Here is a 13,237-nt window from a genome sequence, read left to right as displayed (position 1 = left end):
TTCTTCTTTAATGCGTAACAAAAACCACTGTGCAGATTCAAGACTGCATTCCTTGAATCTGCACAGTGGCTGTATGGTTTTATTGCATGCTTATGCCCACCACATTTGGGAAGGCTGTTCTTTAATAAGTACAGCTGACAAGTTGGTTACCGCGCGCTGGAAACCTTCTTCAATTGACATAAGAGCGTCTTCATGCTCGATGCTCACAACATAATCGTAGCCATATGTCCGAAGGGCGCTCATCATATCAGACCATTCTGCAAGGCTATGGCCGCAGCCCACCGAACGGAACGTCCATGCTCTCGTTTGTACATTTCCATATGGCTGCATATCGGTTAAGCCGTACATATTGACGTTATCGCGGTCGATATATGTATCCTTTGCATGGAAATGATGAATTGCATTTTCCTTACCTAAAATTTTAATTGCAGCTACCGGATCGATCCCTTGCCACCATAAATGACTCGGATCAAGGTTTGCACCGATTGCGTCGCACGTTTCCTCACGAAGCTTCAATAGTGTATACGGCGTATGAACTAGAAAGCCGCCATGAAGTTCTAAACCGATTTTCACATTATGATCTTTTGCAAATTGTCCAGTGGTTTTCCAATATGGAATGAGCTTTTGCTCCCATTGCCATTGCAGCACATCGTTAAATTCATTCGGCCAAGCTGTTACAGGCCAGTTCGGATATTTCGCTCCTTCGTGGTCTCCTGCTGTTCCGGAAAAGCAGTTTACAACAGGTACTTCCAGCAGTGATGCCAATTGAATGGTTTTCGTCAGTGTCTCATGCGATTCCTGCGCAAACTCTTTATCTGGAGAAATTGGGTTGCCGTGACAGCTAAATGCACTAATCGTTAAGCCTCGATCACGTATCTTTGCAAGATACTCGTGGCGAAGCTCCTCGCTTGCAAGCAATGCGTCTAAATCACAATGCTGATTACCAGGATAACAGCCTGTCCCAATTTCTACTGCTTGTAATCCTGCTTTTTGTACTGTATCGAGCATTTCCTCAAACGATTGATTTGCGAATAATACAGTGAATACTCCTAGCTTCATCCCTCATTCTCCTCCCTTTTCTTCGTGCTACCTGCATAAATGGCATCGATAATTTGCGATACTTGCAGTGCCTCCTCCGGCTGTACAACAAGCTCTTCTAATCCAAGACAAGCGCTCAGAAAGTTTCGAGCCTGAGGCAAACCTGGATCATCTTCACCTGGAAGCCATGCCGCCTCACTGTTTAACAGCATACCGTTTTTTGTCGTGTACAGCTCTAGCGGAAATACGTTTAGACCGCCTTCAATACCTGAAATGCTAACATGTTCCTTGTCATCCTTCACATTGGCGGACCATGATGTTTCAAACAGAAGCGAAGCACCATTTTCAAATGTCACATATGCTGTTACATGGTCGTCCACCCCAAATGTTTCATGGTTAAAAGAACCCCATTGATTTACTTGGTTTGGTATTGTACTTAAGGCATTGTAGGTGCTGCCGTTTACTGTAATTTGCTTCGGATTCCCCATAAGCCACAGCACCAAATCAAGAAGATGGCAGCCGTAGTCAATCAAACTTCCTCCGCCCTGCAGCTCTTTATTCGTAAAGACGCCCCAGCCAGGTACTTTTCGGCGGCGCATTGCTTCTACTCTTGCCACGAGCGGCGTACCGACCTCCGCCATTAGCTTCTTCGCCGCCTGTGCTTCTTTCATAAAACGGTAATGATATGCAATGGCTAATACCTTATCCGCCTGCTTTGCAGCAGCAATCATCTGTTCACATTCTGCAGCGCTCATCGCCATCGGTTTCTCGCACATAACATGAACGCCTGCTTCTAACGCCGCAATAGAAATTTCCGCGTGGAACTTGTTCGGTGTACAAATACATACAGCATCAACCTTTGTGAACAGATCATGGTAGTTGTCAGTTGCATACGGAATGGTATATTGCTCTGCGACTTCCTTCGCCCGCTCTCTATTTACATCGCTTACCGCCGTAATTTCACATAAATCCCCTAGCTTTAAAAGGGCTGGGATGTGACGTCCTTGCGCAATACCGCCAACGCCAATCACCCCGATCCGAAGCTTTTTCATCATGTCACCTCTTTTCTTTACTCACACCCGCGTAATTGTTTTTGTTTCGTTCGACTCAAGAGCAGCTAAGATAACAGCTAATGATTTCATTCCTTCTTCTCCTGTAATGAGCGGCTGCTTATCTTCTACTACGCACTCCACAAAGTGGTCAACCACATGGGAGCTGCTTTGGCCGCCGGATTCGTTGGATTGAATTTTGCCAAGTTCATACTTTACAACCTGACCGTTTGCATATTGTGCAACGAGAGAATACGTTGGGTCATCCTCTAGACGAAGAATCGCCTTTTCCCCGTAAATAATTGTGGAATTATCCTCCTTGCCAACGTAAGACCAGCTCGCTGCAAGCGTTCCGATAATTCCGCTTTCTGTTTTCAACACACAAACAGCTGTATCATCCACATCCGCAAAACTCTTTGCACTCGTTTCAATAAACGCGCCAACCTCAGTAATTTCCTCTCCTAATACATAACGAAGCAAGTCTGTTTTATGAACGCCTAGGTCGCCCATCGCACCGATAAATGCTTTTTCTTTTTGGAAGAACCAGCTTTCTTTCCCATCCGCGCTCCATCCTTCAGGCCCCGGATGGCCGAATGCTGTACGGAAGCTATAGATTTTACCGATTTCTCCGCTTTCAATAAGCTGCCTTGCTTTTTGGTGTGAAGCAACAAAGCGTTGGTTATGAGCAATCATCAGTTTTTTGTCGCTTGCATTCGCTGCTGCAATCATATCTTCAGCTTCTTTTTGAGAAATTGCCATTGGTTTTTCGCATAATACATGCAGTCCTGCTTCAAGCGCTGCGATGGAAATTGGCGCATGTAAATAGTTTGGTGTACAAACGCTGACTGCATCTACTGTACCGCTTTTTACTAACTCCTCATAGCTTGTATAAGCTGTTGCACCATACTTTTCTGCGGTTTTCTTTGCGCGTTCCTCATTGATATCGCATACCGCTACAATTTCAACATGTGCATTCGCCGCATACTCCAGTAAATGACGGTGCTGTGCAATACTTCCGCATCCGATTACGCCAATTTTTAATTGTGTCATGTGTGGCTCCCCCTTAAATATAATAAATTAATTTGTTTTTTCGGTAATTGTTTCTAGCGGTTTTGCATTGCCGTATACGGGACGATTGCGCTGCACTGGCTTCGCCCATTCTACCGCATTCATGATGACGCGTTGAATTTCTTTATTGTGATATGTTGGATATGTTTCATGTCCTGGTCTGAAATAGAATATTTTTCCGTTTCCACGCTTGTATGTGCAGCCGCTGCGGAATACCTCTCCACCCTCAAACCAGCTCATGAAAATAAGCTCATCTGGAGCTGGAATGTCGAAGTGTTCGCCATACATTTCTTCTTTTTCAAGCTGAATGTACTCTCCAATGCCGTTTGTAATCGGATGGCTCGGATCAATAACCCAAAGACGTTCTCTGTCATCAGCCTCACGCCATTTTAAGTCACAGCTTGTCCCCATAAGCACTTTGAAAATTTTAGAAAAATGTCCAGAGTGAAGAACGATAAGTCCCATTCCATCTAGAACACGCTGCTGCACCTTTTGTACAACCTCATCGGAAACCTCTCCATGGGCAAGATGTCCCCACCAAATTAAAACATCTGTATTTTGAAGCACCTCGTCTGTTAGTCCATGCTCAGGTTCATCTAGTACGGCTGTGCGTGCTTGAAATCCTGCTTCTTCTAGAAATCCTGCGATTGCTCCATGAATGCCGTTTGGATAAATATCCCGTACAACAGGATTCTTCTTTTCATGACGATTTTCATTCCATACTGTAACTTGTACCAATGTGAACACCTAGCTTTCTTTTAAAGTAAGAATTAAGTTAACCGGTTAACCGAGCAAATAAAAATTTGGCTGCTCTTTCCTTTTACTGACGGGTCACAGACTTATTTTCTATAACTGCTCTTCTCTGCTTATATGCAGAGAAGATGCTGTTATAGAAAATGAGTGGAGTCTCTCACAGCCAGTTCAACAGGCAGTGTTACTGTTTGTGCCTGAGGTTGCTTCGATTCAACCGTATCGATTAGAGTCTGCGCGGCAATTGCCCCTTTGTTAAATACATCCTGCCTAACTGTTGTTAAGCTTGGAGATGAGTATTGGCTAATAATCAGGTCATCAAATCCGACAATAGAATAGTCATGAGGTACTTCTTTATTGTGTTCATGAATCGCTTTGATCATCCCGAGAGCCAAAATGTCTGAAGTAGCAAACGCAGCAGTCGCTTCGGATTGCATCAAACGCATTCCAACGTTATAGCCACTCTGAAACGCTCCATCACCACTTAGAAAAATCCATTCCGGATTTACAGAAATATGATGTTCTTTGAGCGCGTTCTCAAATCCAAGAAAACGACGTCGATCAATTGGATTATTTATGCCTGGCGCAACAAAAGCAATGCGGCTATGCCCTCTTTCAGCAAGGTGATGTGCTGCGAGATATCCTCCTAGCTCATCATCCATTCGGATATTATGGTACAATCTTGAATACTCTTCATACGCATCTACAAGTACGATTTTTGTATGAAGCGTTTTCATTTCCTCGTATAGTTTCTCCGGAAATGAGCCTAAAAAAAGGAGTCCGTCAAGGTTCCGCTTGGTCACCCAATTCCGGCACTCGTTCGGGTTGCTTGCACCAGAAATGAGGAAATCATAGCCACTCTTACGTGACACATACTCAATACCGCTAATTAATTCGCTATAGTATTGGTTGCCTGCAAAGACCGGAGCAAGCGTATCTTCCACGAGCGGAATCAGAATACCAAACATATTTGATTTATTCGTAGATAAGCTTACAGCCGTAAAGTTTGGCTGGTATTGCAAATCTTGAATAGCCTGCAGCACTCGTTGCTTTGTTTCATCAGAAACCTTATTGACACCATTGATTACATAAGAAACTGTCGCGACCGATACACCGGCATATTTCGCAACGTCGCGAATTGTAGTTTTTTGAGTCATAACCCCTCCGGTTAAACGGTTAACTTATTTCATGTTTTGATTATATACGATTCCCATAATCCATACAAGTCTATTTACAAAATCTTTTTTAGCTAATTTATGAACTCAACATTCACTACACATAACAATGCACAGTGGCCTTATAGATCTAAATTTTTAGCTTTCTATATTTCTACGAAAAAGTTGCAATGATTTCCTATATAATATGCATAGTGTTATATAAAGAAAGAAGGTGTTTCTATGAGCTTGTTTGTCAATTTTCTTATGTATGCAGCAGTGGGAGTGGTTTTGTTATTTGTAGGTCTGCTTTTGTTTGAGGTTACTACAAAAACAAAAGAGTTTCATTTAATTGGAAAAGGGAATCAAGCAGCTGCAATGTCTATTGGTGGAAAGTTGCTTGGACTTTCTTTTGTACTCGGGTCAGCCATTGCCAACTCTGTCTCTATTACAGATATGCTTCTTTGGGGAAGCATTGGCATTGTCGCACAAATTGTATGTTTTTACTTAGCGGAGCTTGTCACCATTCGTTTTAGCATTCATCAGGCGGTGGAAGAAGATAACCGTGCTGTCGGTCTTATGCTGCTGCTTTTATCTTTATCCGTCGGTTGGTTGCTGGCGCAATGCTTAACCTATTAATCTTTCTGGTCTAATATGGCCAAACTTGGGGAGGTAATATTGAAACTCCCCCTCTCTACAACATACAGATTGGTATACGTTAAAGAAAACTTGTAAGACAGAGACATCGTTGTCCTTACACTGTATTCCTAAAATTTTCGATTACGTCGAATCATTTCTAGCTGGAAATTTATCCTTTCTTAAAGTGTAAAAAAAGCCCGACTTTAAGCAGTCGGACTTCCTCCTTTTTGCAGCTGCATAGCTGTCTGAAGAAACATCTTCACCCCTATGCTTAGGGCGTCTTCATCTATATCAAATTTCGGATGATGATGCGGATACGCTGTTCCCTTCTGTTTATTTCCTGAACCTACCTTAAAAAAGCACCCTGGCGCCTTTTGTAAAAAGGCAGAAAAGTCTTCTCCGCCCATAGAAGGAGAAACTGTAACAACCGCTTCTTTTCCGAACAGCTCGATCGCGCTTTGCTCGGTAACTTTTGTTACATATTCTTCATTTACAACTGGTCGGTAGCCGTATCGATAACTGTAGGAATAAGTAGCTCCATGCGCTGCCGTAAGACCTTTTACAATTTGTTCAATTTTCCGCTCTGCTTCTCGGCGCAGCTCCTCACGGAAGCAGCGCACTGTTCCCATCAAGGAAGCTGTATCTGGAATAATATTATCGGCTGTTCCTGCATGAAATTGCGTCACAGACAGTACGCGTTGCTCAAAGGCCCCGGTACCTCGTGATACAACGTGCTGCAAGTTTGTAGTAATTTGTGCGCCAATCGCAAGGGGATCAATCGTTTCTTCGGGACGTGCAGCATGTCCGCCCTTCCCTTGGATTTCGATGGTAAAAACGTCTGGAGCTGCCGCCATCGGACCGTAGGCGATGCCGATGTTCCCCGTTTCCAGTCCGGACATGAGATGCAATCCAATTACGTAGTCCACTCCATCCATCACACCTGCCTGCACCATCTCTTCTGCTCCGCCTGGATATTGCTCCTCCGCATGTTGAAAGAAGAAACGGATTTCTCCGCACAGTTCCGTGACATGCTGTGATACGATATATGCCGCTTCCAGCAAAATGGCTGTATGTCCGTCGTGTCCGCATGCGTGCATCACTCCCGGGACACATGATGCGTAATCCGCACCGGTTTCCTCCTGAATGGGCAGCGCATCCATATCGGCCCGAATGCCGATTGTAACACCAGGCTTTGGTCCAATGGCTCTGGCCATTACACTGTTACCAGTTGGTCTTGTAACCGTTAGTGTTTGAAATGAACAAAGTGTATCATATATAAACTGTGCTGTACGTTCCTCCTGAAATGACAGCTCTGGATGTTGGTGTAAATAACGACGCCACGTAACGAGCCTCTCCTTCGAAATTTCGGGTATCCACGGCTGTATCATATCTTTACTCCTTTCCTTGACTTGCTAAGAATGTATAATTACTGAACATAAGCTTGCACTTTAAGAAAGTATAAATCTCCAGCTAGGCGCGAATTCGACGTAGTCGAAGACAGTATAAGGGCAACTATGCCTCTGTCTCCGCTCAGGGGACAGGGCTCGCCAATCTGCGAGTTTTCTTTAATCATCAGCAAAAAAAGGCTGTTACGCTTTTTTATGCTGGATTTATAAAAATATACCTGTTCCTCTATTCCATTTCTAATCTCACCCTTTCTTTTCCTGCATGATGCATATGTTTAGGGATAGATAGATTGTTTCATTCAATTGTATACTTACTCTTGGCATGCATAACTTGTTTATGAAAAGAATGGATTTCCTTTTCCTTGTTTTAATGCTACTATACAAACAAAGAGTGTTGCGTTTACAACCTTTTTCACCCATTTGGGTGGAATTTTTATTTTAAAATTAACAAGTGTATAGAGACCGATAATAAGTAAAGGGAGACAACCATGAATATTATAAAGGAATTGTGGTCCCGGCCAATGACGCAATGGGTTCTTAAAACAATATACTACCTCGCGATCCTCATTGCCCTTTTATGGCTGTATGGATTTACAGATACGAATACGAGTACGTTCATTTACAATGAATTTTAGGGTGGGAAAAAAATGAATTTATTAGAACAAATTGAGAAGTGGAGTATCGAAACACCAGATCGCCTAGCATTTGTTTGGAGAGATGAGAGGCTCACTTTCGGACAACTAAAACAATATTCAGATGCACTTGCGGCGTGGATTATAAGAGAATATGAACAAGATGCTTCACCCATTATGGTCTATGGTCATATGCAGCCGGAAATGGTTGCATGTTTCTTGGCGTGCGTAAAAGCAGGACATGCCTATATACCAGTCGACGCATCCATTCCAGCAGAACGCGTGCTTCGCATCGCAGAAAATTCTGGCGCTAAGCTGCTTCTTTCTCCAACAACGGATGCATTGGAGTATTTGCCGGTTCGCGTCGTGGGAAAAAACTGGTTAGACGATGTATTTGAGACATATAAAGACGAAGCACCTGCTCCAGCAAACGCAGTAAAAGAATCAGACAATTTTTACATTATTTACACATCTGGAAGTACGGGAAATCCAAAAGGCGTACAAATCACGTCAAGCTGTCTCGAAAGCTTCGTGTCTTGGATGCTAGAGGATTTTAACCTGCAAACAGGACAAGTATTTCTAAATCAAGCGCCATTCTCCTTCGACTTATCCGTGATGGACTTATATCCCTCACTTGTCACAGGTGGAACTTTGTGGGCCGTTGATAAAGATATGATTGCAAAACCAAAAGATTTATTCGCCTCTTTAGCAAAATCTAATATTGACGTATGGACTTCAACACCGTCATTTGCAGAAATGTGTTTAATGGAACCGTCCTTCTCAGAGAGCATGCTTCCGAATGTACGAACATTCTTATTCTGCGGTGAAGTGTTATCAAATAATGCGGCGCGTCACTTGCTTGAGCGCTTCCCAAAAGCAGCCATTATGAACACATATGGGCCAACTGAGGCAACCGTTGCAATTACGGGTATTCAGATTGATCAGAATGTGCTAGAGCAATATAAATCCCTTCCAGTCGGCTATTGTAAGTCAGATTGCCGCGTTCTTATTCAGAAGGAAGATGGTACACTTGCTGCAGACGGTGAGAAAGGCGAAATCGTAATCGTCGGTCCAAGCGTAAGCACAGGCTATTTAGGAAGTCCAGAGTTAACGGCAAAAGCATTTACGACAGTTGATGGCGAACGTGCCTACAAAACAGGAGATGCGGGTTACTTACAGGACGGTCTGCTGTTTTATAATGGCCGTTTGGATTTCCAAATCAAGCTGCACGGCTACCGGATGGAGCTTGAGGAAATTGAGCATCATCTACGTTCCAGCCAATATGTGCAAAACGCTGTTATTTTGCCAATCAAAAAGGATGAAAAATATGACTATCTGCTCGCGGTCATTATTCCAGCTGAGCATTCGTTTGAAAAAGAGTTTCACTTAACATCAGCTATTCGGAAAGAGCTGAGTACTATATTGCCAAACTATATGATCCCAAGAAAGTTTATGTATCAGGATTCAATTCCGATGACAGCTAACGGAAAGGCTGATCGAAAAAAATTACTGAGTGAGGTTACAGAATGACGCCTTACGCAACGTTTTACTTTTTCATTATCGTGGCAGTTTTGCTTACGCCGACGATTATCGCGGGGCTAAAAGGCAAAGCGCTGCATACGTATAATGCGTTCGCAACTATCGTAATTTTGGCAATTGTGTTCGGGAACAAACCGGTGCAGGCAGGCACCTTAATCTTATTTACAATTTGGCAAGCAGCTCTTGTAAAAGGTTATCTAGCTCTCAGAAAGCGTGATAACAAGGCTAGTACATTTTATGCGGCAGTATTCTTGTCCATTCTGCCGCTCATTCTTGTGAAGGTGATTCCATTTGTACAGCCGATGAGTACAGTAGGGTTTCTCGGTATTTCGTATTTAACATTTAAAGCAGTGCAAATGACAATGGAAATTCGAGATGGACAGATTAAAGAAATTACAGTGTTTAACTTTCTGAGATTTCTGTTATTTTTTCCAACGATTACGTCCGGACCCATTGATCGATACCGGAGATTCCAAAAGGATATAGAACAGCCGCCGACGGCTGAGCAGTACAAAAACATGCTTTTTATAGGAATCAATCGTATTTTTCAAGGTTTTTTATATAAGTTCATTATTGGCTTTCTCATTCATACGTACATTTTGCAAGGGACCTTTGTGAAGCAGGATACGTTCGCTTCTATCCTGCTTTATATGTACGCGTACAGTCTATATTTATTTTTTGACTTCGCAGGCTACAGTTTATTTGCGATCGGTGTAAGCTATATGATAGGGGTTAAAACGCCTGAGAACTTTAACAAGCCGTTTCTAAGCCGGAATATTAAGGATTTTTGGAATCGTTGGCATATGAGTCTATCCTTTTGGTTCCGCGATTATGTTTACATGCGTTTTGTATTTTTGATGACAAAAAAGAAGATTTTAAAAAACCGTTATGCGATTTCCAACATTGGTTTTTTCTTAAACTTCTTCATTATGGGAGTTTGGCATGGCCTTCATATCAATTACATTATTTACGGTTTGTACCATGCACTGCTTTTCATATTGTTTGATATATTTGAAAGGAAAAACAAACAGCATAAATTTTGGCCTAACAATACACTTACACATGTTCTGGCTGTTATCATTACGTTCCACCTTGTTTGCTTTGGTTTTTTAATCTTCTCTGGCCGTATTATCTAACCTTGCATTTTGCCAGAGATGGGGTAATATTATGTATGAAATCATAGAAGAGGAGAACTAAACATGGCTGATTTAAGAGAGCAAGTATTAGATATTTTGGAAGAAGTATGTCAAAATGACATCGTAAAAGAAAATCCGGATATACAGCTTTTTGAAGAAGGAGTTCTAGACTCATTCGGTACAGTGTCTTTACTAGTTGAAATCCAAGAACGCCTGGGAATGGAAGTTTCTATTTCTGATTTTGACCGCGATGAGTGGGCAACACCGAATATGATTATTAATAAATTGGCGGAGATGCGATGAAGCAACCAACCTTTGGTCCAATCTTCCTGGCATTCGCCCTTTTTTGCACAATGCTCTTCATACCCGTACAATGGCTGTACCCGTTGATCAGCGATAAAAAGGTGGAAGATGCAGCTGCCTCCTTGAGTACAAATGTATTTCAAGGACTGGCTTTGCAAAAGCGAATGCTAGAGGATAATAAATATTTACCGATGTACGGTTCATCTGAGCTGTCTCGCTTAGATGTGTATCATCCGTATAATTATTTTAAAGTGAATCCAGAGGGCTTTACGCCATTTTTAATTGGCCGTGGCGGTACACAAAGCTTTGTGCATTTCTTAAGCTTTGCTGCGCTGGGGGATGACTTGAAAAATCGTGAGCTTGTATTTATTTTATCACCGCAGTGGTTTACAAAAGAAGGGCTGAATGAGGTGCATTTTGCACCTAACTACTCTTCCCTGCAGGCGTATGACCTTGTGTTTAATGATGAGCTTTCGGTTAGGCTAAAGAAACAAGCAGCAAAACGGCTTCTCATGTTTGATATTGTCAGAAATGATAAGCTGTTAACAACGATGCTAGAAGGCATCGTATACCACGATATAAAGCATAGATATAAAGCAGCGGCAGTAAAACCGTTCGGTTATGTGTATCGGAATATTCTAGAGCGCAAGGATATTGTCATGTCTCTATTCGCAGTAAATTCACGTAATCCTAAAATAGATCATCGTTTGCGGTCATTGCCTCTTAACGCTCTAAATAAACGTGCGGAGCGAACTGGAGAAGCAGCCTCGAAAACGAATCCATATTGGATTGAGGACCGATATTATCGTAAGCATATTGCAGATAAGATTAGTAAACTTAAAGGCTATAAAGCAAATGAAGCTTATACCGAGTCCCCGGAATACGAAGATTTACAATTGATTTTGGACTTGCTTAAGCAAGAAAAGACAAAAGCATTGTTTATTTCCATTCCAGTTAATGGTCCTTGGTATGACTTTGCTGGGTTCCCAAAGGAACGTCGTCAAGCATATTATGAAAAGGTGCGTACCGTAATTGAAAGATCCGGCTTTCCTGTCGCTGATTTATCAAGCCAGGAATATAATCCATTCTTTCTAAAAGATACCCTTCACATCGGCTGGAAGGGTTGGGTGTATGTAGACGAAGCATTAGCAGAATTTCATCGTAAGCAGTAAAAAAACCGTCTGGCATAAGCCAGACGGTTTTTTACACTGTAGGAAAGTATAAATTTCCAGCTAGAAGTGAATTCGGCGTAGTCGGAAATTTTAGGAATACAGTATAAGTAGGGCTACGCCTCTGTCTTCGCCCAAGAGCAGGGCTCGCCAGTCGGCGAGTTTTCTTTATCCCTATAAAATTAAGCGGTTATAGTATCTTTCTACGCACTCCGTCTTCTTGCCATAGGAGCAAATGAAGCTATATGATCCAGCTCTTCTTCAATATTTTTCTCGTGAAAAATTATTTAATAATTGAATAGACTGAAGAGAAGGGAATTTTCCCCTTTTACAAAATGACAGATTTCAGGAGGGGATTTCTTGAGAAAACCGTCAGCTTTACAGTACGGTGATACTGTAATGATTATTGCCCCAGCTAGCTCAGCCGATAGAGGCTTTATAAACCGTATGGTAATGAAATTAGAGAAGCTTGGCCTTTCTGTTCGCGTTGGAAAAAGCGTGCAAAAAAAACGTGGTTATTTAGCAGGTACCGATTCTATGAGACTTCAGGATGTACATGAGGCATTTTATGACCCGAGGGTAAAAGCTGTGTTTGCGGCTCGTGGCGGCTACGGGAGTGCCCGGTTTCTTCCAGGTTTAGACTTCTCTATTATCCGGCAAAATCCGAAAATCTTTTGGGGGTATAGCGATATTACAGCGCTTCATACAGCTTTTATCCAATATGCGCAGCTTGTAACGTTTCATGGACCGATGATGGAGGAAGGTGGCCGAGATGAAGAGGAAAGCGTATTTCCCTCCCTGCATCAGCTTTTTTCACCCACTACCATACAGTTTCAAGCAGCAGAAACAAATACGTACCCATCATTTTCTTACTCGTTTACGGCACCTATAATTGGGGGAAATGTAACTGTTTTGACAAGTACAATGGGTACACCCTACGAAATTGATACAACCGGAAAAATTCTTTTATTGGAGGATGTCGGAGAAGAACCCTATCGTCTTGACCGGATGTTTAATCAACTTCGGCTCGCAGGGAAGTTTGAACGGTGTGCTGGTGTGATCGCAGCAGATTTCCATAATTGCAATCCAAGCGCACGTGCTAGCTCACTTACGATTGCTGAGATTATCCATGATCATATTGTACCGTACAATATTCCGATTTTAAGTGGCTTTCCAATTGGACATTGCAAACCAAACGAGGGAATTCCGCTTGGGGTACAGGTCACAATGGATGGTATAGGGAAAACGATTTCATTTGAGTCCGGTGTACAATGAATATGTTCCAATCGATAAAGAAAACTCGCCGATTGGCAAGCCCTGCTCTTGGGCGAAGACAGAGGCGTAGTTGCCCTTA

General features: G+C 42.5%; 13 protein-coding genes. 7 read left to right on the top strand and 6 right to left on the bottom strand.

The window, feature by feature from the left end:
• Positions 1-90: 90 nt before the first annotated feature.
• The 5 genes from AAHB12_RS21105 to AAHB12_RS21085 form a co-directional block, all read right to left on the bottom strand.
• The gene (locus AAHB12_RS21105; protein ID WP_129728024.1) at positions 91-1,059 is read right to left on the bottom strand and encodes a sugar phosphate isomerase/epimerase family protein; all 969 of its coding nucleotides are present in this window, start codon (positions 1,057-1,059) and stop codon (positions 91-93) included.
• Positions 1,056-2,090, bottom strand: coding sequence for a Gfo/Idh/MocA family protein (locus AAHB12_RS21100; RefSeq protein ID WP_129728023.1), 1,035 nt, complete (start codon positions 2,088-2,090; stop codon positions 1,056-1,058). Before AAHB12_RS21100 ends, AAHB12_RS21105 begins: the two co-directional genes overlap by 4 nt.
• Positions 2,091-2,111: 21 nt before the next feature.
• Entirely contained in the window at positions 2,112-3,137 is a 1,026-nt protein-coding gene (locus AAHB12_RS21095) for a Gfo/Idh/MocA family protein (RefSeq protein ID WP_129728022.1), read from the bottom strand.
• Between the two features lie 27 nt (positions 3,138-3,164).
• Positions 3,165-3,893 (bottom strand): ThuA domain-containing protein, encoded by a 729-nt coding sequence (locus AAHB12_RS21090; protein WP_129728021.1) that lies wholly within the window; start codon positions 3,891-3,893, stop codon positions 3,165-3,167.
• A 149-nt stretch (positions 3,894-4,042) separates the two neighbouring features.
• Entirely contained in the window at positions 4,043-5,062 is a 1,020-nt protein-coding gene (locus tag AAHB12_RS21085; RefSeq protein WP_129728020.1) for a LacI family DNA-binding transcriptional regulator, read from the bottom strand.
• Positions 5,063-5,302: 240 nt separating this feature from the next.
• Between AAHB12_RS21085 and AAHB12_RS21080 the strand changes: the two genes are divergently transcribed.
• Positions 5,303-5,698: a DUF350 domain-containing protein gene (locus tag AAHB12_RS21080; protein ID WP_129728019.1), complete on the top strand. Its 396-nt coding sequence runs from the start codon at positions 5,303-5,305 to the stop codon at positions 5,696-5,698.
• A gap of 203 nt (positions 5,699-5,901) precedes the next feature.
• On the opposite strand, the gene AAHB12_RS21075 is transcribed toward AAHB12_RS21080, so the two are convergent.
• Positions 5,902-7,086, bottom strand: a complete 1,185-nt coding sequence (locus tag AAHB12_RS21075) for an amidohydrolase (protein WP_129728018.1) — start codon at positions 7,084-7,086, stop codon at positions 5,902-5,904.
• Between the two features lie 506 nt (positions 7,087-7,592).
• On the opposite strand from AAHB12_RS21075, the gene AAHB12_RS21070 reads away from it, so the two are divergent.
• The 6 genes from AAHB12_RS21070 to AAHB12_RS21045 all read left to right on the top strand — a co-directional run bounded on the left by AAHB12_RS21070 (position 7,593) and on the right by AAHB12_RS21045 (position 13,158).
• The gene (locus AAHB12_RS21070) at positions 7,593-7,739 is read left to right on the top strand and encodes a teichoic acid D-Ala incorporation-associated protein DltX (protein WP_129728017.1); all 147 of its coding nucleotides are present in this window, start codon (positions 7,593-7,595) and stop codon (positions 7,737-7,739) included.
• 12 nt (positions 7,740-7,751) lie between these two features.
• Entirely contained in the window at positions 7,752-9,266 is a 1,515-nt protein-coding gene (gene dltA / locus AAHB12_RS21065; protein WP_129728016.1) for a D-alanine--poly(phosphoribitol) ligase subunit DltA, read from the top strand.
• The gene (gene dltB, locus AAHB12_RS21060) at positions 9,263-10,411 is read left to right on the top strand and encodes a D-alanyl-lipoteichoic acid biosynthesis protein DltB (RefSeq protein WP_342046924.1); all 1,149 of its coding nucleotides are present in this window, start codon (positions 9,263-9,265) and stop codon (positions 10,409-10,411) included. The genes dltA and dltB overlap by 4 nt, the downstream gene beginning before the upstream one ends.
• Before the next feature lie 63 nt (positions 10,412-10,474).
• Positions 10,475-10,714 (top strand): D-alanine--poly(phosphoribitol) ligase subunit DltC, encoded by a 240-nt coding sequence (dltC, locus tag AAHB12_RS21055; RefSeq protein ID WP_129728014.1) that lies wholly within the window; start codon positions 10,475-10,477, stop codon positions 10,712-10,714.
• Entirely contained in the window at positions 10,711-11,886 is a 1,176-nt protein-coding gene (gene dltD, locus AAHB12_RS21050; protein ID WP_342046922.1) for a D-alanyl-lipoteichoic acid biosynthesis protein DltD, read from the top strand. Before dltC ends, dltD begins: the two co-directional genes overlap by 4 nt.
• A gap of 396 nt (positions 11,887-12,282) precedes the next feature.
• On the top strand, positions 12,283-13,158 hold the full coding sequence (locus tag AAHB12_RS21045; protein ID WP_446715595.1) for a S66 peptidase family protein: 876 nt from the start codon (positions 12,283-12,285) through the stop codon (positions 13,156-13,158).
• Positions 13,159-13,237: the final 79 nt, after the last annotated feature.

The organism is Bacillus sp. OTU530 (genome assembly GCF_038440375.1).
The sequence above is the reverse complement of the archived record's forward strand: the minus strand, read 5'-3'. Positions and strand labels throughout refer to the sequence as shown.